The organism is Pandoraea sp. LA3 (genome assembly GCF_022696215.1).
Taxonomy (GTDB): domain Bacteria; phylum Pseudomonadota; class Gammaproteobacteria; order Burkholderiales; family Burkholderiaceae; genus Pandoraea; species Pandoraea capi.
Genome location: NZ_PTPY01000013.1, coordinates 24,013 through 47,931 on the forward strand (window position 1 = coordinate 24,013; position 23,919 = coordinate 47,931).

21 protein-coding genes are annotated in these 23,919 nt (G+C 64.4%); 12 read left to right on the top strand and 9 right to left on the bottom strand.

All coding sequences use genetic code 11. The features are described from left to right. Positions 1 to 17 precede the first annotated feature (17 nt). The 4 genes from C5N93_RS00690 (at position 18) to C5N93_RS00705 (ending at position 4,350) form a co-directional block, all read left to right on the top strand. Entirely contained in the window at positions 18 to 1,250 is a 1,233-nt protein-coding gene (locus tag C5N93_RS00690) for an ABC transporter ATP-binding protein (protein ID WP_242557912.1), read from the top strand. Then, positions 1,144 to 2,457, top strand: coding sequence for an ABC transporter substrate-binding protein (locus C5N93_RS00695; RefSeq protein WP_242557913.1), 1,314 nt, complete (start codon positions 1,144 to 1,146; stop codon positions 2,455 to 2,457). Before C5N93_RS00690 ends, C5N93_RS00695 begins: the two co-directional genes overlap by 107 nt. 121 nt (positions 2,458 to 2,578) lie before the next feature. Further along, a complete protein-coding gene (locus C5N93_RS00700; protein ID WP_242557914.1) occupies positions 2,579 to 3,454 on the top strand; it encodes a sugar ABC transporter permease in 876 nt (291 codons plus the stop codon). Continuing rightward, on the top strand, positions 3,451 to 4,350 hold the full coding sequence (locus C5N93_RS00705; protein ID WP_242557915.1) for a carbohydrate ABC transporter permease: 900 nt from the start codon (positions 3,451 to 3,453) through the stop codon (positions 4,348 to 4,350). The genes C5N93_RS00700 and C5N93_RS00705 overlap by 4 nt, the downstream gene beginning before the upstream one ends. 156 nt (positions 4,351 to 4,506) lie before the next feature. On the opposite strand, the gene C5N93_RS00710 is transcribed toward C5N93_RS00705, so the two are convergent. From C5N93_RS00710 to rarD, 3 genes are all read right to left on the bottom strand, one after another. Then, the gene (locus C5N93_RS00710; protein WP_242557916.1) at positions 4,507 to 4,968 is read right to left on the bottom strand and encodes a universal stress protein; all 462 of its coding nucleotides are present in this window, start codon (positions 4,966 to 4,968) and stop codon (positions 4,507 to 4,509) included. A gap of 269 nt (positions 4,969 to 5,237) precedes the next feature. Continuing rightward, positions 5,238 to 5,492, bottom strand: coding sequence for a hypothetical protein (locus C5N93_RS00715; RefSeq protein ID WP_150721748.1), 255 nt, complete (start codon positions 5,490 to 5,492; stop codon positions 5,238 to 5,240). Between the two features lie 10 nt (positions 5,493 to 5,502). Continuing rightward, a complete protein-coding gene (rarD, locus tag C5N93_RS00720) occupies positions 5,503 to 6,414 on the bottom strand; it encodes an EamA family transporter RarD (RefSeq protein ID WP_242557917.1) in 912 nt (303 codons plus the stop codon). 289 nt (positions 6,415 to 6,703) lie between these two features. On the opposite strand from rarD, the gene hisN reads away from it, so the two are divergent. Beyond that, on the top strand, positions 6,704 to 7,531 hold the full coding sequence (gene hisN, locus C5N93_RS00725) for a histidinol-phosphatase (protein ID WP_242557918.1): 828 nt from the start codon (positions 6,704 to 6,706) through the stop codon (positions 7,529 to 7,531). A 40-nt stretch (positions 7,532 to 7,571) separates the two neighbouring features. On the opposite strand, the gene C5N93_RS00730 is transcribed toward hisN, so the two are convergent. From C5N93_RS00730 to C5N93_RS00745, 4 genes are all read right to left on the bottom strand, one after another. Beyond that, positions 7,572 to 8,903 carry an MATE family efflux transporter gene (locus tag C5N93_RS00730; RefSeq protein WP_242557919.1) on the bottom strand — a complete coding sequence of 444 codons (1,332 nt, stop codon included), beginning with the start codon at positions 8,901 to 8,903 and terminating at the stop codon, positions 7,572 to 7,574. Between the two features lie 89 nt (positions 8,904 to 8,992). Then, positions 8,993 to 9,967 carry a lipase secretion chaperone gene (locus C5N93_RS00735; protein ID WP_242557920.1) on the bottom strand — a complete coding sequence of 325 codons (975 nt, stop codon included), beginning with the start codon at positions 9,965 to 9,967 and terminating at the stop codon, positions 8,993 to 8,995. Between the two features lie 2 nt (positions 9,968 to 9,969). Beyond that, complete coding sequence (locus C5N93_RS00740; protein ID WP_242557921.1) at positions 9,970 to 11,106, bottom strand: triacylglycerol lipase; 1,137 nt, start codon at positions 11,104 to 11,106, stop codon at positions 9,970 to 9,972. Positions 11,107 to 11,166: 60 nt separating this feature from the next. Further along, the gene (locus C5N93_RS00745; RefSeq protein ID WP_242557922.1) at positions 11,167 to 12,687 is read right to left on the bottom strand and encodes an amidase; all 1,521 of its coding nucleotides are present in this window, start codon (positions 12,685 to 12,687) and stop codon (positions 11,167 to 11,169) included. 316 nt (positions 12,688 to 13,003) lie between these two features. Here C5N93_RS00745 and C5N93_RS00750 point away from each other — a divergent pair, with 316 nt between their 5' ends. From C5N93_RS00750 to C5N93_RS28415, 5 genes are all read left to right on the top strand, one after another. Beyond that, complete coding sequence (locus C5N93_RS00750) at positions 13,004 to 13,354, top strand: hypothetical protein (protein ID WP_242557923.1); 351 nt, start codon at positions 13,004 to 13,006, stop codon at positions 13,352 to 13,354. A 659-nt stretch (positions 13,355 to 14,013) separates the two neighbouring features. Continuing rightward, complete coding sequence (gene aspT, locus C5N93_RS00755; RefSeq protein ID WP_242557924.1) at positions 14,014 to 15,702, top strand: aspartate-alanine antiporter; 1,689 nt, start codon at positions 14,014 to 14,016, stop codon at positions 15,700 to 15,702. A 107-nt stretch (positions 15,703 to 15,809) separates the two neighbouring features. Next, positions 15,810 to 17,495, top strand: a complete 1,686-nt coding sequence (gene aspT, locus C5N93_RS00760) for an aspartate-alanine antiporter (protein ID WP_242557925.1) — start codon at positions 15,810 to 15,812, stop codon at positions 17,493 to 17,495. A 113-nt stretch (positions 17,496 to 17,608) separates the two neighbouring features. After that, a complete protein-coding gene (locus C5N93_RS00765; RefSeq protein ID WP_150721755.1) occupies positions 17,609 to 19,222 on the top strand; it encodes a bifunctional aspartate transaminase/aspartate 4-decarboxylase in 1,614 nt (537 codons plus the stop codon). A 631-nt stretch (positions 19,223 to 19,853) separates the two neighbouring features. Then, positions 19,854 to 21,005: a ShlB/FhaC/HecB family hemolysin secretion/activation protein gene (locus C5N93_RS28415; RefSeq protein ID WP_242557926.1), complete on the top strand. Its 1,152-nt coding sequence runs from the start codon at positions 19,854 to 19,856 to the stop codon at positions 21,003 to 21,005. Here the strand turns inward: C5N93_RS28415 and C5N93_RS00775 are convergent. Then, complete coding sequence (locus C5N93_RS00775; RefSeq protein ID WP_242557927.1) at positions 20,989 to 21,525, bottom strand: DNA-binding protein; 537 nt, start codon at positions 21,523 to 21,525, stop codon at positions 20,989 to 20,991. The genes C5N93_RS28415 and C5N93_RS00775 overlap by 17 nt on opposite strands. Positions 21,526 to 21,863: 338 nt before the next feature. Between C5N93_RS00775 and C5N93_RS00780 the strand changes: the two genes are divergently transcribed. Both C5N93_RS00780 and C5N93_RS00785 read left to right on the top strand, forming a co-directional pair. Continuing rightward, a complete protein-coding gene (locus tag C5N93_RS00780) occupies positions 21,864 to 22,313 on the top strand; it encodes a hypothetical protein (RefSeq protein ID WP_242557928.1) in 450 nt (149 codons plus the stop codon). Between the two features lie 358 nt (positions 22,314 to 22,671). Continuing rightward, on the top strand, positions 22,672 to 23,520 hold the full coding sequence (locus tag C5N93_RS00785; RefSeq protein WP_242557929.1) for an EamA family transporter: 849 nt from the start codon (positions 22,672 to 22,674) through the stop codon (positions 23,518 to 23,520). A 1-nt stretch (position 23,521) separates the two neighbouring features. Here C5N93_RS00785 and C5N93_RS00790 read toward each other — a convergent pair whose 3' ends face one another. Continuing rightward, positions 23,522 to 23,755 (bottom strand): formate dehydrogenase subunit delta, encoded by a 234-nt coding sequence (locus C5N93_RS00790; protein ID WP_069343430.1) that lies wholly within the window; start codon positions 23,753 to 23,755, stop codon positions 23,522 to 23,524. Positions 23,756 to 23,919 lie beyond the last annotated feature (164 nt).

The following is a 23,919-nucleotide window of genomic DNA, read 5'->3' on the forward strand; positions in this document are numbered from 1 at the left end:
GCAGCGCACACCAGGTCATGTCATCGCTCGTCATCGAATCCGTCAGCAAGCAGTGGGGAGACACGCACGCGCTTCAGGACGTGAGTTTCACCGCCGACGCCGGCTCGCTCGTGGTGCTGCTCGGCCCGTCGGGGTGCGGCAAGTCGACGTTGCTGCGCATGATCGCGGGTCTCGACACGCCGACAAGCGGACGCATTCTGTTGGGCGACGACGACGTGACGGCCTTGCCGCCGGCGCGTCGCAAGCTGTCGATGGTGTTCCAGTCCTACGCGCTGTTCCCGCATCTTTCCGTACGCGAAAACCTGCTGTTCGGCCTGCGCGTGCGTCGTGAGCCGACGCGCGACTATCCGCAGCGTCTGGCGCGCGTGGCGTCGCTGCTCGGGCTGGAGCCGTATCTGGATCGCAAGCCGTCGCAACTCTCGGGCGGTCAGCAGCAGCGTGTGGCGCTGGGCCGCGCGGTGATCGCCGAGACGTCCGTGTGCCTGATGGACGAACCGCTGTCGAATCTCGATGCGCAACTGCGTCAGGAGATGCGCCGCGAAATTCGCGCGCTGCAACAGCAACTCGGCATGACGCTCATCTACGTGACGCACGATCAGACCGAGGCGATGAGCATGGCCGATCAGGTCGTGCTGCTGCGCAACGGCCGCATCGAGCAGCGCGGCGCACCTCACACGCTTTACGCCACACCGTCGACGCGCTTTGCCGCGAGCTTCATCGGCACGCCGCCGATGCAGTTGCTGCGTCTCGTGCGTCACGCCGACACGCTCGTACCCGCCGGTCAGACCGGCCCGGCGTTGGCCCTGGCCGGTCAGCTCGACAGCGCATGGCTCGGCCTGCGCCCGGAGCACGTGCGTGCGGTGGCGCCCACGTCGGTGGGCGCCGTGCTCGCCAAGGTGAGCGCCGTCGAATATCTGGGGGCCGACACGCTCGTCGCCTGCACGCTGGGCGACGCGGGCGAGATCGCCACGCGCGTGCCGGGTCACCGGCCATTCCTGCCGGGCGACGCCATCGGGCTCCAATGGGACGCCGCCGATCAGCATCTGTTCGATGCGACGTCGGGCATGCGCATGTCGGATACGACATCGGCCACGGCGCCCGCAGAACACATCACCACCACGCTTATACGGGGAATCCAGGGAAATGCGACGCACGATTCTGAAAACGTTTGCGGCGGGGCTGGCAACGGCCGCCGCAGTGTCATTGGGCGGCCTGAGCAGCCCGGTCTTCGCGCAACAGAAGCCGGTTGAGCTTCAGTTTTACTATCCGGTCGCCATTGGCGGTCCGGTCACGAAAATCATTAACGATCTGGTGGCGGACTTCGAGAAGGATCATCCGAACATCAAGATCAAGCCGGTGTACGCGGGGTCGTATCAGGATTCCGTGGTCAAGGCGCTGACGGCCGCGAAGGCCGGCACCCCGCCCCAACTGGCCGTGCTGGCTGCCGCCGACGTCTTCACGCTCATCGACGAAGACGCCGTGGTGCCCATCGACAGCATTGCGAACACGCCGGCCGACAAGCAATGGCTCGACGGCTTCTACCCTGCGCTGATGCTGAACTCGCGCATCAACGGCCACACGTGGGGCGTGCCGTTCCAGCGTTCGACCATCGTGATGTACTGGAACAAGGACGCCTTCCGCGAAGCCGGTCTCGATCCGGATCACGCGCCGGCGAACTGGGACGAGCTCGTGAGCTACGCACAGAAGCTCACCAGGCGCGATGCGTCGGGCAACGTCACGCAGTGGGGCATCAAGGTGCCGTCCGTCGGCTTCGCCTACTGGCTGTTCCAGGCGTTCACCACGCCGGCCGGTATCGAGCTGATGAACCCGGCCGGTACGAAGACGTTCCTCAACGCGCCGCAGGCCGTGCAGTCGCTGCAATACTGGGTCGATCTGACGACGAAGTACAAGGTCATGCCCACGGGCTCGATCGAGTGGGGCACCACGCCGAAGGACTTCCTCGAGAAGAAGGCCGCCATCGTCTACACGACGACGGGCAACCTGACCAACATTCGCACCAACGCCACGTTCCCGTTCGGCGTGGGCAAGATGCCGGCCAAGGTGCGTGGCGGCAGCCCGACGGGCGGCGGCAACTTCTACGTCTTCAAGAAGTCGACGCCGGAAGAAAAGCAGGCCGCGATGACGTTCATCAAGTGGGCCACCACGCCTGAGCGTGCCGCACAGTTCGGCATCGACACGGGTTACGTCGCCGTGACGCCGGCAGCGTGGGACACCCCGGCGATGAAGCAGTACGTGCAGAAGGTGCCGGCGGCAGCCGTGGCGCGTGACCAACTGAGCGTGAGCGTGGCCGAGTTCTCGACGCACGACAACCAGCGTGTGACGAAGTCGCTCAACGACGCGATTCAGGCTGCCGTGACGGGCACCAAGTCGCCGAAGCAGGCGCTCGACGATGCGCAACGCGAAGCCGATCGCATTCTGCGTCCGTATGCGCGCTGAGTCTTCCTGAGTCTCCCTGAGCCTCGCTGACAAGTCTTACCGCAACACCTTAGTCTCGTAGCAACCGGTCGTCGCACGGCAGTCAGCGTGCGGCGACCGGTGCAGAATCGATGGACCGCCGATGAACCGTCCCTCCGCCTCCTGGGTGCCCTGGCTGCTGCTGTTACCGGCGTTGCTGCTGCTCGTCGCCTTCACCCACTATCCGGCCGTCGCCACGTTGTGGCACAGCGTCTTTTCGACGGCTCGCGCAGGCGTGCCGTCGGTGTTCGTCGGCGCAGAAAACTATCAGTTGCTGCTCGACGACCCGGTGTTCTGGCAGGCGTTGCGCAACAACGTGCTGTTCGCATTGATTACCGTACCCGCCGCCATCGTGCTGTCGATCGTGATGGCGCTGTGGGTGCATCGTCAGGTGCCGGGGCGCGCGCTGCTGCGCCTCGCGTACTTCACGCCCGCCATTCTGCCGATGATCGCGGTGGCGAACATCTGGCTCTTTTTCTATACGCCGCAGTACGGCCTTGTGGCGCAGATCACGCAGGCGCTCGGCTGGGGCGACCACAACTGGCTCGGTCAGCCGGGCACTGCGTTGCCTGCGCTGATGATCGTGACGATCTGGAAGGAAGCCGGGTTCTTCATGATCTTCTATCTGGCGGCGTTGCAGCAGATCTCACCGACGCTCGCCGAGGCGGCGGCGCTCGAAGGCGCGTCGCGCTGGCAATTCTTCCGGCGCGTGCAATGGCCGCTGCTCATGCCCACGACCGTGTTCGTGGTGATCAATGCGGTGATCAACGCGTTCCGGCTGGTCGATCACGTGGTGGTCATGACGCGGGGCGGACCCGATAACGCGACCCAGCTGCTGCTCTATTACGTCTATCAGGTGGCGTTCAGCTTCTGGGACACGTCGTACGCGGCGGCGCTGACGGTGGTGCTGCTCACGCTGCTCGCTATCGTCGCCTTCGTGAAATTCCGTCTGCTCGACTCACGCACGCACTATCAATGACGACCTCCGCCAATACGACTTCCGCTGCGCAGGCGACGGCGCCCGACGAGGCGCGCGGCGCGCGATCCTCGCTCCCCGCCTTCAGCGCGACGGGCCAGGCGAATCTGCTCGACGTCACCGGCGCGTGGCTGCTCGGCCTGCTGTGGTTGCTGCCGCTGCTGTATGCCGTGTGGAGCGCGTTCCATCCGTCGGCGTACGCCACACGCTTCTCGCTGAGTGCACCGCTCACGCTGGAGAACTTTGTCAATGCGTGGCAGGCAGCGCCGTTCGGGCGTTATCTCGTCAACACGTTCATTCTGGTGACGGTGATTCTCGCCGCGCAGCTTGTGCTCGCCACGCTCGCCGCCTACGCATTCGCCCGTTTCACGTTCCGTGGTAGTGAGGTGGCGTTCATGATCGTGCTGCTGCAACTGATGGTCATGCCCGATGTGCTGATCGTCGAGAACTACCGCACGATTGCATGGATGGGGCTGCGCGACACGATTCTCGGCATCGCATTGCCGTATTTCGCGTCGGCGTTCGGCATCTTCCTGTTGCGTCAGGCGTTCAAGACCGTGCCGCGCGAGCTGGACGATGCGGCGCGCGTCGAAGGCGCCAACGCGTGGCAGGTGCTGTGGCGCGTGTATGTGCCGCTCGCGCGCCCGGTGTACGTGGCGTATGCGCTGGTGTCGATCAGCCATCACTGGAACAACTTCTTTTGGCCGCTGATCGTGACGAACTCGGTGCAGACGCGCCCGCTCACGGTCGGCCTGCAAGTATTCGCGGCGACCGATCAGGGCATCGACTGGTCGCTCATTACGGCGGCCACGCTCATGACGGCCGCGCCGTTGTTCGTCGCCTTCCTGCTGTTCCAGCGTCAGTTCGTGCAGTCGTTCATGCGGGCTGGCATTCGCTGATCGGACGTTGTCCGGCCGGATGCCCCAAAGCAAAACGGCACGCTGGGGAGCGTGCCGTTTCACGGGTCATCGTCGGCGGACGTAGCGGCCTTTTCGTCCAGCCTGGACTGTCTGGGCCGCCGCTCGCGAAGACGATGAGGTGCGCAGTGTCCGGAGTTATTTGTCGGCCGCCTTCACGAGCAGCACCGGCACCGTGGTGATGCGCAGCAGCGTTTCGGCCACGCTGCCGAGCAGCAGACGGTTGATGCCGCGGCGGCCATGGGTGCCGAGCACGATCACATCGGCATTCCACTCCTGGGCTTCACGCAGCACGGCGTCGGCGATTTCGTCAGTGCCGGCGTCGAGCGTGATCATCTTCGTCTCGGCATCGACGCCGCGCTTCTTCAGGTCGGCCTGCGCCTTGGCGAGAATTTCGTCCGTTTCCTTCTCGAACGACTCCTGACTTTCCAGCGGCACGAAGCCGCTGTAGGCGCCGGCGGCGTAGGCGTTGGCGAGCGATGGGACTACCGAGACCAGGCGAATCTTGCCCTGGCTGAGTGCAACGAGCTTGACCGCTTCGTCGATGGCTCGGTTCGAGGGAGTGCTGCCGTCGATCGAAACCAGAATGCGTTCGTACATGATGGTGTCCTCTTGGGGCTGAAAATGCGTGAAAGCTCGCGTTTTGCCACGGACTTCCGCCGGACTGGCAATACGTCAATACGACCCGGCGCCCGGCCTGTGGCAATTCGTCGGGGGTGATTTTCATTCTCGCACTGCGTGCTTAGGAAGTCATCCCGCGCAATGCACGGGAATTGACCGCACGCAATAACGCATCGTAATGCCAACGGCCGGGACTTGCACGCGGGGGTGTGCGGCGCCGGTCATGAAAACGTGTCGTGAGGGCCGGCTCAGTTCGGGCGGCAGGCGATCACCAGATTGGCGACGCTGCCGTTCACGTCGCGCGTGAGGACGTCGTAGCCCTTCTGGGCGCATTGGGTGCGGGCGCGCTGCTCGCAGTCTCCGGCATTGGTCGCGGAGCACTGGATTTGCTGGGTGGGGCGTCCGTCCGGAGTGAACAGCGGAGCAGACGAGCCGCAGGCGGACAGCGTAACAGTGAGAAGCCCCGAGGAAAGCAGAATGGCGATCTTGGCGAGATTTTTCATAGTGGTCGTCTTACAGGCTTTCGCGAGTATAACGCGCGGCTCGCTGACGGCGCAGCGTGCGAACGCTGTCGAACACGATGAGCGCCACGCCGATCCAGATCGGCACGTAAGTCCCCAATCCCTGAGCGGTGAATGGCTCGCCGAGCAGGACGATCGAGACGGCAAACAGCAGCACCGGTTCAACGTAGCCCAGAATGCCGTACAGCCCGATCGGCAGCAGGCGCGCTGCCGCGAAGGTGCTCGCCAGCGCGCCGGCGCTGAGCAGGCCCAGCGCCGGCAGCCAGAACCAGAAGCGCGGCTCGGCGAGCACCGTGGCGTTCTGTGTCCATGTGCTCCAGATCAGGAGCACGGCGACCGGGGCCATCGCCAGCATCTCCATGATGAAACCGCTCAGGGAGTCGAGGTGCAGTCGGCGGCGCAGCAGGAAGTAGGGGGGATAGCCGAACATGATCACGGCCGTCACCCAGGAGAGTGCGCGCGTGACCCATAGTTCATGGGCCACACCGAACGCCGCGAAGACCACTGCGGCCGTTTGCAGCGGACTCAGACGTTCCTTGTAGAAGGTGCGGCCCGCCAGCACCATCGTGAGCGGCAGGAGGAAGTAGCCGAGCGATACGTCGAGCATGCGCTGCTGTAGCGGCGCCCAGACGAAGAGCCATAGCTGGATGGCAAGCATTGCCGCGCAAAGCAGCACCGAGCCAAGCAGCGCCGGCCGATGCAGCACGTGGGAAAGGGTACGGCTGAGTACGTCCCAGCGCCGCAGCGCCGTGACGATCACCAGCGTGCCGGGCAAGGTGAGCAGGATACGCCAGGCGAAGACGTCCAGCCCCGAGAGGGGCGCCAACTGCGCCACCAGCGCGGGCATGACGGAAAACATGACCGACGCCGAGACGGAGAGCATCACGCCGCGACCGGAAAGCATGAGAGTCCTGTGAGAGAGACGAGGGGACCGATGGGACGGTCGGGGCCTGCGAGACGAAAAAGGGGCGGAGCAAGGCTCCGATCAGGCCGCGAGCATAGCGCATTTGCACCACTTTAGGGCGTTCACGCGCGCTGGGGCGGTCTTCCCGGTCACAAGTCGTCGCTGGCAGAAGGGCCTCGGCTGTCGTCGCCGCGTCACTGGGGAACGCGTATCATCGCGACTGATCGAGTGTTTTCCTCGCTTTCCTTTATTTGCCGCTGCATGCGGCCCTTTTGCCGGAGATTCGTGCATGTCGTCTTCCCCCGCCGTCACTGCGACCGCTGCTGCCTCGGAGTACGCTGCGTTCGCCGATTTTGCCGCCTCGCTGGCCGACGCCGTGCGTCCGCTGTCGCTGGGCTGGTTCCGACGGCGTCTGGCTGTCGACGACAAGGCCGACGAAAGCCCCGTGACGATTGCCGATCGTGAAGTGGAGACCGCGCTGCGCGAGAAGATTGCCGAGCGCTATCCGTCACACGGCGTCTGGGGTGAGGAATTCGGCAAGCGGGGCGTGGACGCCGAATTCGTCTGGTCGGTCGACCCGATCGACGGCACGCGCAGCTTCATCACCGGCCATCCCTTGTGGGGCACCTTGCTCGCGCTGTTGCACAACGGCCAGCCGATCGTCGGCCTGATCGACATTCCGGCGACGGGCGAGCGCTGGATCGGCGTGAACGATGTCGCCGCCGGCGTGCGCGAAGCCCGCTTCGGCACGCAGCGCTGCACGACCAGTCCGGTCACGTCGCTCGCGGATGCGACCGTCTACGCCACGTCGCCCGACATCTTCGACGCGGCGGAATACGCCCGCTTCGACCGTCTCACGAAGGCCGTGAGCCGTCGTCGTTTCGGCGGCGATTGCTACGCCTATGGGTTGCTGGCGAGCGGGCACATCGAACTGGTGATGGAAGCCGGTTTGCAGACTTATGACTATCTGGCGGTCGCCCCCGTGATCGAAGCGGCGGGCGGTGTCATTACCGACTGGGAAGGCAAGCCGCTGACGCTCACCTCGCAGGGACAGGTGCTGGCGGCCGCCAACGCAGAACTCCACGCGGCGGCGCTCGCCTGCATTCGCGCAGCGTGACGGAGTGCAGGCGGGTCGGCCGACCCGGTGCCTGACGTCGTCAGGCCGTCTGGCGGGGTAAGCCTCGCCAGATTCGCGGCAACAGCACGCCGAGCACAATGCCGCGCGTGGCGAGAAACGCCATGAGCGCGACCCACAGCCCGTGATTGCCCCACGCGTCGAGCGTGAGCGGCATCACGGCGCCAAACACCAGCAAGCCGATCAGCGACGATGTCAGCAACTCTCGCGTGCGCGTGGCGCCGATGAATACGCCATCCAGCTGGAAGCACCAGACGGCGACGATGGGCGACAGCACGGCCCATGGCAGGAATTCGCGTGCGGTCTCGCGCAGTGCGGGCTGATCGGTCAGGGTATCGATGATCGCACCGCCGGCGACGGCATAGACCAGCGCGAACGCGACCGCACAGGCAAGCGCCCAGCCCAGCGACAACCTTATGGCATGTAGCAGCGCCTGCCGCTGGCGTGCGCCGACATACGCGCCGACGAGCGCCTCGGCCGCGTGGGCGAAGCCGTCGAGACCGTAGGCCATGAACGTCTGAAAATTCAGCAGCAGGGCGTTGGCTGCCAGCGTCGTGTCGCCGAGCCGAGCGCCCACCCGGGCAAACCACGCGAAGGCGAGTTGCAGAAACAGCGTGCGCAGGAAGATGTCGAGATTCAGACGCAGCAGACGCCACAGCGCACTGCGCTCCACCAGCGTGGCCCATCGCAGCGGCGCCAGCCCGGGCGTACGCGCGAGCCACAGCAGCCATGCCCCGAGCGCGAAGCCCAGCACATCGGCCAGCGCCGTCGCCCATGCAATGCCCGCCACGCCCCAGTCGAAGCCGCGCACGAACGCGAGCACGGCAACGATGTTCACGACGTTGATGAACACTTGCACCGCGAGGCCTTGCCTGACCCGCTGACACGCGAGCAGATAGCCGAGCACGACGTAATTGCCGAGCGCGAACGGCGCGGCGAGAATGCGGATGCCCGCGTACTCGCGTCCGAGCGACTGCACCTGATCGCTGCCGCCGAGCCACGATACGCCGAGCGACACCAACGGTACGCGCAGCAGGAGCAGCACAGCGCCGATCGCGAAGGCCAGCGCCAGCGCACGGGCCAGCGTGTCGCGCAGACGTGCTGCGTCGCGCGCGCCGAACGCCTGTGCGGCCAGTCCGGTGGTGCCCATGCGAAGAAACGAAAAGCCCCAGAAGATGAGATTCAGCAACAGCCCGCCGAGTGCGACGCCGCCGAGATACGCAGGGCCCGGCAGATGGCCGGCCACCGCCGTATCGACGGCCGAGAGCAGCGGTTGGGTGAGGTTGGCGAGCACGATCGGCACCGCCAGACGAAGCAATTGCCGGTGACCGGCGGCCGCAGGGGCAGGGTTCATGAGTGCGCTGTGCGGCAGCCGTTCATGGCGGCGCCGTCGGATGCCGCGCAGGGCGGCAGGTTATGAGTGTGCCGATTATAAGGGAAGCGTCATTCGCCGCGAGGGCGGCCCGCGTAAGCGTCGAACGACACGGCACGGGCGATTTCGCCGGGACCGGTGAAGACTTGCCTGCGCAATGCATCGATCTGGCCGGCCTTCTGCTCGACGGTCAACGGCGATGTCTCGATCGTCGCACGCCGCGCGGCGTATGCGGCGTACCGGGTGCGCCAGGCCTTGTCCTGTGCATCGAATTGCAGCAGACGCTTGGTGGCCGCCGTGCCGATGCGAGGTTGCAGGATCTGTCGCATCTGTGTCGGCGAGGCGCCATCCGACTGCAACTGTTCGATCAATGCCATGACCTTGTTGCGCGCACGACGCCGTTCCCTCAACGAGCGCTCATCGGCGGGAAGGGTGTCGTCGATGGCGAGGGCCTGTGTTTCGTTGAACGCGGGACCCTGAACGGCGCGCAGTTGTGCAATGTCGCGCCGGGCGCGGGCGAAATCGTCGGCGAAGAAGACGTCGGTCCAATCCCCCAGCGTGCGGCGCGCGACGGCTTCGCGCGCGGCGACGATACGCTCCAGCGCTGACGGGTCGACCCGGCTCGCTGCGTCGTCGGGCCCTGCAATGTCGCGAATGCCGAGGTCGTAGGCGCGATAACGCCGCCATACGTCGAGCGCCTCGGCCTGAGCAGGTCTGTCGGCGACCTGCTGTGCGATCTGCTCGCTGGCGAACGCGTCGAGTTCGTCCGGCGCGAAATCGACTTCGGCCAGCAGGCAGTAATCGAAGAAATCCTGAATCTCCGGCACGCGCGCGAGATGTCCGTTGGCATCGACAGGCAAGCGCGGCGCCACTGTCCCGACGAGCGACGGCGGCATCGGCAGGGCGCTGTGATCGTTTGCCGTAGGGGCGCCATCCTGCGAGGGAAGGGCCACACAGCCGCCGAGCGAGACGATGATGACCAGGCCCGCGATTGGGCCACGCCAACGACGGGCGAAACGCGATTGCGCAGAACTCCGGGATGTCATGCTCACAGCCCCCTTCGCTTCAGACGATTGGCATGCGTGCGAAATGCTGCCACCGGGTCTTCGGCATAGGCGCCGAGGACGCCCATCATCTGGTTGATCTCGTCCACGTGATTCCAGTGATACGCGGTGCTGATGACGTTGCCGAACATCGCGCTGCAAACCGACACGAGTCCGTCGTTGGTGCCGCCGCCCCGATTGAGCGTGACGACGCCCGTGTTCTGCATGGCCAGTGTCGTCGGGTCGAGAAACAGGGCGGCATCGACGAGCGGCCTCACGCTGGTGTCCTTCGCGAGCACCAGATCGCCGAGGGTCCCGTTTTCCTGAATGGCCGAGCCGGTCCACGAATACAACAGATGCCGGTGGCCATCGACATCTTCGCTGGCGGCGCCCGGCTGGCATGTGCCCGGCGCCGCGAGCCCCGCCGTCGGATATCGCTCGTTGAAGCGAGCGGCCTGCGCTGTGGTCAGCGTCATCAAGGCGCGGATCGCGTCCTGACGCGTATCGTGCGCCGTGTTCGTCAGAAAGCCGAACAGATTCGCGATCTGGCCGACGATGGCCAACGACGCGCCAGTCGGATCGACCGTCAGCACGCGTTGCACGAAGTCGGCATACTCTGCGCCCCGATGCGGTGTCCCCACAGTCGTGACCGAGGCGACGAGTTGCGGCGCCACGGCTGCGGCATAGCGCGCCGTCAGGCCGCCCTGACTGTGGCCGATCAGATTGACTTTCGCCGAGCCCGTGACCGCCAGCACGCGCTGGATATAGGCGACGAGTTGCTCGCCGCGACCGTCCGGACCGTCATCCGACTGGAACGCTCTGACGTTCGCGACATAGACCGTCGCGCCGTGCCGTTCGAGGTCCGTCTGAATGCCATACCAGTAGTCGATGACGTTGCCGATGCGATCGGACCCCGTCAGTCCATGCACGAGCACGATGGGATAGCGCGTTGCCGCGTAATCGTCGAGGATGGCGTCGAAGGTCTCGGGATCGTTCGCGCCTGTCGACGGCGCGGCAGCGGCGACTGGCGCGGCCGTCGACAGGACAGGGAAGGCTGCGGCGCCGCCGAGCAACGCCGCAGCGGCCACTCTGCGCAATAGCGTGCCCCACGGCTGGCTGACGGGGGGGTGATCAGGTGACATCGGCGTGGCCTCCGCGATGCGTTCGTATCTCAAAAGGGGCTTTGCGGCGAACGATGTGCGTCAGACGGTCTGGCTTCTGAAGTCGGGAAACCGATTGCCCGTGTAGAGCGAAGGGGCGCTCTGCGAGTATGCCGATGCCAGTTGGAACGCCGTCAGATCCTCCATCGTGTTGGCGACGATCTGCATGCCCAGCGGCACATTGCCTGGACCGATGCCGATGGGGGCCGACACGACCGGATACAGGCCGAGCAGGTTCCACACCCAGGTCAGGGCAAACGTCAGGCCGGTCACTTGTGTGCTGCCGATCTTTACCGTATCGGTATCGGGATGCAGTCCATGTTCGGCGGGAATGAGCGGCGTGCCCAACGTCGGCATGATCAGCGCACGGTATCCCTTCGAGAACACGGCCGCCTGAACGCGCTGCTGGTATTCATTGATCAGCGCCTCGTTGCGGACCAGCGCTTCCGGCCCGACCTCCGAGGTCATCTTCGAGAGCAACTGACGTGTGTAGGGCATCACGACATCGGGGGCTTTCAGCGCGCCTTCGAGCATGCCGCCCATGCTCGTCGACATCAATCCCCGGACGTACGTCTCCATGTCCGACGCGCGGAAACCCACATCGACCGTCTCGACCTCCACGCCGCGCTGTCGGAGCGTTTCAATGGCACGTGCCATACCTGCGGCGACCGACGGGTCCAGCGGCGTCATGCCGGGCATCGGATCGTAGGCGACTTTCCATCCCGCTACGCTCGGGTACTCGGCCGGATAGCGAAGTCGCGGACGGAACGAGGAGTGAACGGCGGGGTGGGGGCCGACCATGGCATCGGTAAGTATGACGAGATCGTCGAACGTGCGTGCGAGCGGACCTTCGGCCTCGAAGGCGATTTCGCTGGTCGGCACGCGCCCGAAAGGGGGCTTGAAGCCATACAACCCGCACTGCGATGCCGGAATGCGGATCGAGCCGCCCATGTCGGAGCCGAGCGCGAGCGTCGTGAAGCCTGCGGCGAGCGCTGCACCCGAGCCGCCCGAGGAGCCGCCCGGGGTGTAAGCGAGATTCCAGGGATTGCGCGTCACCCCCCACAGTTTTGTGGCGGTGGTCATCCAGATGTAGAACTCGGGAACGGTCGTCTGAATGTGAAAGATGGCGCCTGCGGCACGAAGTCGCTCCGTGACGGGGCCGTCCTCGGTGGCGGGCGGGGCGTTTCTGAGTAATTCCGAGCCCATCGTCGTACGCCAGCCCTTGACGGCATACTCGTCTTTGACCGCCACGGTCAGTCCTTCGAGCGCACGTGGATTGCCGCGCTTGTAGCGCGCTTCGGATTCTCTCGCCGCTACGCGTGCCTCCTTGAAGAACCTGACGGTGATGCAGTCGACCTTACCTTCCCACGATTCGATTCGGCGAATCTGCGCTTCGAGTACGTCGCGCGGCGACATCTCCCGTTTGCGGAACAAGGGCAGTAATTCCGAGGCAGGCAGATAGGAAGGGTCGTCGGCCGCTGCCACGCGCAGCGATGTCCCCGTCAGCATGGCCGCATAGGCCACATGCCCGGAGATCCTGAGAAAATCGCGTCGATTCACCATCGGTCACTCCTTGGGATTTCGTGCGTCGCATGAGGGGTGCGATTCCGGGTCGTATGACGATCCGTGAGAAATGCTGAGAAGACGGCGTATTCGAGACTTTCCGATTTCGGACAACTATATACTAACGAATCACCGTCGGATTGATTAGCAGTTCGATGCTTACCGGGAACGAGTGACGGTAAATTCCAGGCAGACGCGACGTGAAAGCGCTGGCGTTCCCGGCAGTCTGCCATCGTCCACCGTTACAATGACTCACTTCCGTGCTTTCACCCCTCGTCCACGTATGTCGTCCTCGTCGCTTTTTTCGGTCTCGTCCGTGACAACTTTTCTCCGTGCGCATCGACGTCACGTGCTCGCTGCCGTCCTGTGTCTCGCCAGTCTGCCCGTGCTCGCCGAGGTGACGCTGCAACGCGGCCCGCCGCCGCCGCGCTTCGAGGATCCGCACGCTGCCCCCAAGGGGGAGTTCTGGGTGCCGGGTTACTGGCAGTGGAAGGACGGTCGCTACGACTGGGTCGACGGCCACATGGAAGCGAAACGTCCCGGCATGCGCTACACCGCGCCGCACTGGGAAGAGACGGGCGAGCATCAATGGACGTTGCGCGACGGGAAATGGGACCCGACCGGCTGGGGCCCCGGCACGATCCACGAGATCCGTTCGCCAAAGTGATGCGGGCAGGCCGACGTCGTCGGCCCGGCGACGCTCGCATCTCCATGAGTCCCTGCCGCCCGTCCTTTATTTCACACGGCAATACGGCAAGCCTGTGACACTGCGCCGCAGTTTGTCGATGCGCCGTTTGAAAGATTTTCATCTATCCCCGTTGTAATTTTTGTCGATGACGACAACGCAAACGTGTCGCACGTCGATGGCAATGGTCCTCCCGCCCGTGTAGCCGACGGCTCGCATTAAATTAATAAGTATTCCTATGGGCTTGGTGGAAATAAGGACTTGACGCGCGCAAGCCCGAGACCTTACGCGAAACCTGTTGACACGTCAGGAACGTTGAACAACACTATGCCCACACCGCGTCACCACGAAATGCGGAACAGTCGCAGATAGCGTAATTTTAATTACTTGTGTTAGTGCGATGCGCGACGATAGCGTAATTTGTGCAAGTGATTGAGTGCGCCGTGTGCGCCCCCCAACACAAACGCCCGGCGGTTCACGCCCGGGTGCAAAACGTACGGCCGGATCCCGGTCTGCTGTCCTTCGGTGTGCGTGACAGACACCGCGTAGCCAAGCCGTTTCCTGAAGTCTGGTGTGCCGGACGTCGACCGCCGCAGAGCGGTCAGCCCATCACGTTAGTGTGACCTGTGGCAGGAGCCTGTATGCAGTGTTCAGTTCCGCTGTTCGATGCCGTGCCGTTGATCACCGTGTTCGTCTGCGTCGTGCTGGGCCAGTTGCTCGGGCGAATCAAGTTTGGCCCGATTCAGTTGGGCGGCGTGTGCGGCGCATTGCTCGTCGCGTTGCTCGTCGGGCAAACGGGTTGCATGGTGGAAGGCTCTCTCAAGGATTTCGCATTCGCCCTGTTCATCTTCGCGATGGGCTTTTCCGCCGGGCCGCAGTTCGTTGAAAACCTGAACCTGCGCGGCTTGCGCTTTGGCGTGCTGTCCATCATCGAAGTGGTCTTCGTGTTCGGCATCGTCATGCTGGCCGTGAATTTCCTCAGTCTCGATCCGGGCACGGCGGGCGGCCTTGCCGCAGGCGCTGCGACCGAGTCGGCGATGGTCGGCACGGCCATCGAGGCACTGAGCCGTCTGGGGCTCGATCCGGCCGCGTTCAAGGCACTACAGGCCAACGTGGTGACCGCTTACACGCTCACGTACGTGTTCGGTTTGATCACCATCGTACTGTTCACGAACCTGCTGGCGCCGCGTCTGCTGGGTATCGATCTCAAGGTGGAGAGCGCACGTCTGTCCAGGGAGATGGACGACGAGAACGGCGAATCGCTCGGCACCCCAGCGGCACCCGATCTGGTCGGGCGAAGCTATCGCGTTGCGCACCCGGGATTGACGGTCGCGGCACTCGAAGCCTCGCTCGACGGACGCGTCGCCGTGGAGCGGGTGCGGCGGGCAACCGCGCAGGTGCCGATCGCGCAGGACCTCGCGTTGATGACCGGCGACGAACTCCTGCTCGTGGGCCGGCGCGACGCCATGCTCGACGCCCACGCGCTCGTCGGCCCGGAGGTTGCGGGCACCGAAACGAACGACATCGTGCTCGTGGAGCGCGAGTACGTCATGACGAACAAGGAAGCCGAGGGGCGCACCGTCGCCGATCTGCGACGCGAAGCGCCGGTCGAGCTGCGTCACGGCGTGTTCGTCAAATCCGTCAAACGCATGGGCATGCAGTTGCCCTCGCTCAACAAGATTCCGCTGCAACGCGGCGACATGGTGACGTTGCAGGGACTGGCGGAAGACGTCGAGCGTGCCGGTGCGGTCATGGGCAAGCCCGTGCCGCACGGTAACAAGACGAGCCTCGTTTTCGTCGGCCTCGCATTGATCATCGGCCTGTGCATCGGACATATCTCCGTGCACGTCGGTGGCGCGCCCATGACGCTGGGTTCCGGCGGTGGCGCGCTGGTCTCGGGGTTAGCGAGCGGCTGGCTGCTCTCACGCCGCCCGACATGGGGCACGTTCCCCCCGGCGGCTTACGAACTGCTCAAGGATCTCGGGCTGGCGGTGTTCGTGGTGTGTGTCGGGTTGTCGGCAGGGCCGCAGGCGGCCGTGCTGCTGCGTGAACACGGCATGGCGCTGCCGGTCGTCGGGATCTGTGTCTCGCTCATTCCGGCGCTGGTGTCGCTGTGGGTAGGGCACAAATTGCTGCGCATCGATGGCCCGATTCTGATCGGTGCGATCGCGGGCCAGCAGGCGAGCACGCCTGCCATCAGCGCAGTGGTGCAAACGGCCAACAGCGCATTGCCGGTCGTGGGGTACACGGTGACGTACGCCCTGTCGAACGTGCTGTTGCCATTGATGGGGCCGGCCGTCGTATTCGTCGCCCATCAGTTTTCGCGCTGAAGACGCCTGAAGAGGCCCATCGCGCTGTCGTATCACGTTGCGTTTGAGTCGTCGCGTGCCGGCTCCCCCGCCGGTCGCCGCAATTCTCTTTTGACGGAGGTTCTGCCGTGGAACTGGTGCATACGATTCTCAACCATGTCCCGGAGGTCGCGATTTTCCTGTCGCTCGCCCTCGGGTACGCAATCGGGGCGATCAAGTTCGGCTCGTTCCAGCTAGGCGGCGTGGGTGGTTCGCTGCTGGTGGCCGTGGTCGTCTCACAGATCGGCATCTCGGTCGACGCCGGCGTGAAGAGCATCATGTTCGCGCTGTTCATCTATGCCGTCGGCTACGAAAGCGGCCCGCAATTCTTCAGCTCGCTCTCGCGCAAGACTCTGCGTGAGATCGGCATGGCGGTGTTCCTCGCGGCGTCCGGACTGGTGACGGTGCTGATCTGCGCCAAGATCTTCGGCTTCGACAAGGGGCTGGCCGCCGGTGTGGCTGGTGGCGGGCTCACGCAGTCGGCCATCATCGGTACGGCGGGCGATGCGATCGCGCGTCTCGGATTGCCGGCCGACGAGGTCAAGCGTCTGCAATCGGAAGTCGCCATCGGTTACGCGGTGACGTACATCTTCGGTAGCCTGGGCGCCATCATCGTGTGCGCGTCGCTCGTGCCGAAGCTCATGGGCCGCACCCTCAAGGAAGATGCCAAAAAGGCCGAGCTCGCCATGGCCGGTGGCCACGCCGTGCTCTCGGCCGATCAGGTCGACTCGCTGCCGGCGCTGGTGGGTCGCGTGTATCGCGTGACGACCGGCGCCGGCAAGCGCGTGATCGAGATCGAGAAGCAACTGACCGATGGCGTGACCATCGAGCGGTTGCGCCGCAACGGCAAGATCATCATCGCGACCGACGATCTGGTGCTCGAAGCGGGCGACGACGTCATGCTCATTGGCCGTCGCGAGGCGGCGACCGAAGCGTGGCGCCTGCTCGGCGACGAGCAGCGTCCGTCGGCCGATCTGGATATTCCGTTGCGCATGCAGGAGGTCGTCTTCGCGCGCAAGGGCGGCAACGGCAAGACGCTCGGCGAATTGAAAGCCGGTGTCGAGCGCGACGTCAAACACGGGGTGTACATCGCCAAGATCATGCGGATGGGGCAGCCCGTGCCGATTCTCGACGACACGGTCGTGTATCACGGTGACGTCGTCACGTTGTACGGCGCGGACAGCGACGTGCAGCGCGCGGCCAAGGAAGCAGGCTACCCGGTCGCGTACTCGGTCAAGACCGACTACGTGTACATGGGCATCGGCATCGTCTTCGGTTTGCTGATCGGTTACATCGTCGTCAAGGTCGGTGGTATTCCGCTCACGTTGGGGAGCGGCGGCGGTGCGCTGCTCGCGGGGCTGGTGTTCGGCTGGCTGCGCGGCAAACATCCGACCTTCGGGGCGATGCCGCTCGCAGCAAGTTCTTTGCTCAAGGAGTTGGGGCTGGCGACGTTCGTGACCTGCGTGGGTCTGTCCGCCGGCGCCCAGGCCTGGCAAACCTTGCAGCAAAGCGGTCTCTCGATCTTCGTGGCCGGGGTGATCGTCACCATCGTGCCGCTGCTGCTCACGTACCTGTTCGGGCGCTATGTGCTGCGCTACGACAATGTGGCGATTCTGGCCGGTGCGCTGTCCGGCTCGCGCAGCGCCAACCCGGCGTTCGGCGAGATTCTGGACAAGGCCGAGAGCAACGTCCCGACGGTGCCGTTCGCCATCACCTATGCCATCGCCAACGTGCTGCTCACGCTGCTGGGCCCGCTGGTGGTGTCGCTGACGTGACGCGTCAGGAAACGTATCTGAAGTTTTCGTCCCGATTGCCCGTGGCTGTCATGCGTCCCCCCGCAGCACGGAATCGAAATTGGTTGTAAGTGGTTGTTCATGGAGAAATCGCTATGAAATCGAAGGAACTCGACGCACTCGCCAAACTCAGCCCGTTCGAATTCAAGGACACGCTGATCGAACTCGCTCAGGACAATGGCGCGCAGCGCTCGATGCTCAATGCCGGTCGCGGCAACCCGAACTTCCTTGCGCTCGAACCGCGTCATGGCTTCTTCCAGCTGGGACTGTTCTCGCTGTCGGAAGCCGATCGTCAGTTCACGTACATGCCGGAAGGCGTCGGCGGTATCCCGCCGGGCAAGGGCATCGAAGCCCGCTGGCAGGATTTCGCCCGTGATAACAAAGACGCCCCGGGCGTGAAGTTCCTGGAGAAGTCGATCTCGTACGTGCGCGACCAGATGGGGCTCGTCGTCGAAGACTTCCTCACGGAGATGGTGCACGGCATTCTCGGTTGTAACTATCCGGTGCCGGACCGTATGCTGCGCAACACGGAGAAGATCTCCGCGAAGTATCTGAAACGCGAAATGGTCGGACGTCATCCGTTCGTGGGCAACTTCGATCTGTTCGCGGTCGAAGGCGGCACGGCAGCCATGACGTATCTCTTCAACACGCTCAAGACGAACCATCTGCTGCAAGCCGGCGATTCCATCGCGCTGGGCATGCCGATCTTCACCCCGTACATCGAGATTCCGGAACTGGCGGACTATCAGCTTCACGAAGTGAATCTGAACGCCGATCCGGAACTGGGCTGGCAGTATTCGAAGAAGGAACTCGACAAGCTGCTCGACCCGAAGATCAAGGCGTTCTTCCTCGTGAACCCGAGCAACCCGCCGTCCGTCAAGCTCGACGACGCGTCGCTCGATCACCTCGCCGCCATCGTCAAGAAGCGCCCGGACCTGATCATCCTCACCGATGACGTGTACGGCACGTTTGCCGACGACTTCCGCTCGCTGTTCGCGATTGCGCCGTACAACACGATCCTCGTCTATTCGTACTCGAAGTACTTCGGGGCGACCGGCTGGCGCCTCGGTGCGATCGCCACGCACGAGAAGAATGTGTTCGACGACAAGATCGCCAAGTTGCCCAAGGCGCAGCGCGACGGGCTCAATGCGCGGTACTCGTCGATCACGACGGAGCCGGAAAAGCTCAAGTTCATCGACCGTCTGGTCGCCGATAGCCGCGCCGTGGCGCTCAACCACACGGCGGGTCTGTCCACGCCTCAGCAGGTGCAACTGGCGCTGTTCTCGCTGTTCTGCCTGATGGACGAGCCGGACGCCTACAAGCATGCGGTCAAGCGCATCATCCGTCGCCGCAAGACAGCCATGTATCGCGCCGCAGGCATCGCGGACGAGGTCGGGCCGAACACCGTCGACTACTACAACATCCTCGATCTGGAGGTGTTGGGTACGAAGATTTACGGCAAGGCGTTCGTGGACTGGTTCATGAAGAACATCGATCCGTCGGAGGTGCTGTTCCGTCTGGCGAAGGAAAGCGGCGTAGTGCTGCTGCCGGGGCGCGGCTTCGGCACGCTGCATCCGTCGGGGCGTGTCTCGCTCGCGAACCTCAACGAGCCCGACTACATCCAGATCGGCGCGACGGTGCGCAAGCTCATGGACGAATACAACGAACGCTTCCTCGCCGGCGGCAGCAAGGGCGGCAAGAAGAAGTAACGCCCGATAGCGCGATGCCCGGATGCCCGGGCATTGCCGGACGATCATGATGGCGTTGTCCTTCGTCCTCCGACGAGGGACGGCGGCATCGGCTGGCCCCCCCTCGATCGCCCCTCCATGGCGATCGACCATTGCCCGGGAACCACCTTCCCGGGCTTTTTTTTGTGATGTGAAATCACAAAATAAAATGCCCGCACGAGGCGGGCAAAAATCACTACAGGGGAAGTCACGCGATATGAGTGGCAATCGGGCGAAAGAGTTCCCCGATCTTTTGCGTGTTTCGTGACTGGCAGAGCGTCATCCGATCGACGTAAAATAGCCGCTTGTCGCTACAGCACCCCCTCATGTCGAATGCGGCGCGCACCGCCGGCGGACGGCATCAGCGTGGGGTGGGATTTTCGGGTGTCGAATGTCGGAAAAGCCGGTCGTGCGGAGTCGCCTCCTGCTGGCCGCGTGCCTGAGTGCCGGGGTATCGGTTTCGGTGGGTGCGCACGCACAATCTTTGTTCTCGGATCCTAATCCGCCATGTTTCACTGAGCAGAACGCTGTGTCCTACGGATTGTGGGACCGCGGGCTGGCACCTCAGTATTTCGTACCGCCGCCTCCGCCGCCGGCAGCCCCGGCGCAGCCAGTGGCTCAGGACCCCGGCGCGGCGACTGATCCCATTGCCTTGTTCGCGGGTGACGATCCGAGTGCGGTCGCGGCGACGCTCGACCGCGAGGCCGCACAACGTGCAGCGGCCGCCGCCGCGGCAGCAGCGGTGCCTTCCGTCGCTTCCGGCGCGGATGCCGATCCGTCGCAAGCGGCCGCCAGTGCCTCCAGCGGGGACGAAGTCGCCAGTGCGGCCTCGGCCGAGGTTCAGCCGCCCCCGTCGCCCTCGCCACCCTCGCCACCACTTCCTGCCGCCGACTTTGCCGTCGCTCCGGAACTGAGCGCGGACGGCACGGCAATCGCTGCGGTCGACATTGACGCCGCAGCCTCCGCTGCCGCAGCTGCCCCCGAGACACCCCCGCCGGCCCCTGACGTCGCGCCGCCCAACGCGTTTCTTGCGCGCGCCTCGTGCCTGCGCGGCATGCCGCGTCACGAGAGTTTCGCGAACCGCAACATCCGCATGCTGATGCGTCGCGGGCTGGTGGTGCGCGACGACCAGTTGCCGCTCATCGCCACGCGCAGCCGCACGCCGGGCGAAGGGGCGGTTGGCTTTCAGGTGCTCAACGAGCGTCCCTACCAGTTCAACCTCGGCATGAACAACAGCGGCATGACGACCACGGGCAAGATGCAGGGCACGGCAAACCTGCTCATGAACAACCCGCTCGGTATGTACGGCAAGTTCAATACGACGGTCAGTCAGGATCTTCAGAATGCGCGCCGCGACGCGACCAACCGCGACCTGACGGCGAACTACTCGATGCCGCTCGATGCGGACTGGACCGTCGGCGTGACGGGTACGACCAACGCCGCGACGGATCAGATCGCTACCGGCACGACACAGACGCAGACGTTGCAATGGCGAGTGCGCCGGGCGTTCGATGTGACGTCCAACGGCACGACGGGCGTGGAGCTGCGCTACAACCGCAGCCGTACGGAAGATCCGAACGCGCTGCACACCTATGACAGCTATGCGGAAGTCGGGCTGAGCCACACCCATTATCTCGGGACGTCGAAGCTCGACCTGTCGGTCATGCAGCGCCTGAACGCGCCCTGGATGCCGTCGTCAGGTGGCCCGCCCGGGTGGTCCTATCGCTTCCAGTCGATCGACGCGAAGCTCACCGTGCCGTTCTGACGAAGTCCATCACGGTATCGAGCGATACCGTTCTCCTGAGCGTTGCCGGCATGTCGGCGAAATGCTCGTCCTCCCCGAACAGAATCACGGGCTTGCCGTAATGCACGGCGAGCCCGATCTCGTTGCGCGTGCCGTGATTGCCGGGCAGGGCGACGATGACGTCACTCGACATCACGTTGATGTGATTGCGCGAGAAGGTGCCCGGCGGCGCATCGGGCAGATGGCGCGGGAGCGGGCTCACGATCGTCACTTCGACGAAGGCATTCGGATAGCCGGGCAGGGCGCGGAAGATGCCGTCGTCGTCCGCCTGTGTCGGCACGACGCCGATGCTGCGTCCGGCGCGCTGCGGCACGGCGCAGAATGCCTCGCTCACGCTGGTCATCACCCCTTGTCCGCCACCCGTGAGCAGATGGTAGCCGGCGAGCGCGAGCGCACGCCCGAGCGGCGCCGCGAGTTCGGGCCACGGCTGTTTGCCGGACCCCATGACACCGATGGTCTTGGGATGCAGGGAAGGGGTCATGTCGACGAGAGAGACGGGCAGGGTGGACGGAGGATGAGCGTTGCCGATGATAACCGAGCATGACCCGGTGATGGGGACGGACCGAATGCCGGATCGACGTGGAAGGTGCAGGGGCGCGATACCCATGAAAAGCGAGCGGGCAAAAAAAACCCGCCGGGTTGGCGGGTGAGGAAGCAGGCCTCCCACGGGGAAGTGAAAGCCTGGTCTCGCGAGGTGTTTGCAAGACCCGTGTAGTATCGTGATCCAGACGCTCGTTGGCTATGGGCTAAGTCCTAAAGTGCGTGTAAGACGCTTTCCAATTCCGTTTCCTAACCTTTCTGACGTTCCCGGGGCGATAGATGACCGAACCGACCGAAACCACACCGGCCAGTGCCGCCCAGATTGCCGCCATGAAGGCGCTGCGCACGGCGCTGCTTGCCCAGCACAAGTTGCTGATCGACTATGACCGTCAGCAATACGAAGCAGTTTTCGGTCCCGTACCGACCGGCCGCTTCGTGCAACTGTTCACCGAGGACCCGTGGTTCCGCTGGCTCGATCCGCTCTCGCGACTGATCGTCGCACTCGACGAGTGGCAGGAGCAGGAGCCGCCGCAGCACGACGCCGGCATTGCACTCGCCGACGAAGCGGCGAAGCTGTTCCGCCACACGGACAAGGAGTTCGGTGAGCGATACCTGCTGGCGTTGCAGAAGGCGCCGGAGGCCGGGTTTGGTCAGGGCAAGGTGGTCGCGGCGTTGCGTGCGGTGCCGCAGTCGCCTGCTGCAAAAGACGATGCGAAGGACGACGCCTGAGCGCGACTTGCCCCACAGAAAGTAAGAAGGAGCCCGATCTGTCGGCAAACGAGGGATCAGGCCATTGAGCAGGGAGGGGGCAGACCGTCAAGCCGAATATTTGTTCCGCGTCTGATCGTTTTTTGAGCAAGGCTCTTGACAGCCCCTGTTCACGGGGCGTTTGAGAAGACGGTGTCAGGTTATCCAGTGGGTTATCCACAAAGGGTGTGGACAACTTTCTGTGATGTCTGGCCCGACGGGAATCGAGACGGCTGGCTCTATGGCAAACGCGCGAGCGCTGCGACAATGACGCCTTTGCCCTCGGTCGGACGCCGGCGTTGTCAGTCGTTTTCCGACATCCCGCTGCGTCCGGATCGACATGACCACCACACCCATCGTGCTACTGGTGCTGCTCTCAGCACTGATGCACGCCACCTGGAACGCTTTCCTCCACGCAAGTCCCGATCGTGTCTGGCAAGTCGGCATGATGGCGGTGCCGCAGTTGATCGCCGCGCTCATCGGTATCGCCTTGCTGCCCGCACCGCCGATGCAGGTCTGGCCGCTCATTGCGCTGTCTGCGTGCGCGCAGGTGGCGTACACGGCGGCGCTCATTCGTGCGTATCGCGTCGGTGAGTTCGGGCAGATCTATCCCATCGCGCGCGGCATCTCCCCATTGCTCATTTCGGGAGCGGCGCTGCTGCTGGCCGGAGAGATGCCTCGCTGGATTGCCGTCGCGGGCATTGTCTGCATCTGTACGGGCATTCTCTCGCTTGCCTTGCGCGGGCGGCGCTTCTCCGGCGATAGCGTGCCGGCCGCCTTGCTGACCGGTGTATTCATCGCGGCCTACACGATCATCGATGGCTTCGGCGTGCGCCTGTCGAACGGCAACGGGTTCGCCTATATCGCGTGGGCGTATCTCTGCGCGGGGGTGCCGCTAGTGGGGGCGGTGTGGACGTTACGCGGAGGCTGGCGCGGCATGTTCCTCGCGCCGCCGCGCAGGGTGGCCGAGGCGCTGGGCGCGGGGATCGTCGCGCCGTGCGCTTACGGCATGGTGGTCTTCGCGCTGCAATACCTGCCGATGGGTGTGGTGTCGGCGCTGCGCGAGTCGAGCGCCATCTTCGCGGTGCTGCTGGGCTGGCTGTTCCTGCGGGAAAAACTCAACGCCCGCCGGCTCGTGGCTTGCAGCCTCGTGGTCGGCGGTGCGGTACTTATCAAGCTCGGTGCCTGACTCAGGCACGCGGCCACAGTTCGGCGCGATGTGCGGTGATCGCCGCCACGACGATCTCACGCATGCCGTGGCCGTCGGTCGCTTCGAGGTGTTCGAGAATCGTCATGCGCATACGCGGCGCCCAGAAGCGGCGCAGGTGGCCCGCGATGTTCTCGAGCGCTTCGCTGCGATCGGGCATCGTCTCGAAAAAATCCCCGATCTGATTGGCCATCTTGACCAGATTGTCGGTGTCCATGTGCTGTCTCGTCCCCTGTGATCGTTCTGCTGCGAAGTGTTGGCGTGCGTTGGCGTGCGTTTGCGTGAGTCCCTGCGGGCATGGCCAATCTCGCGTCCGCCGCACCGTCCGTTGGCATTCGACGGTGAGGCTCGCCGGCACTGTGCAGCCCTCCTGGCGTCGGA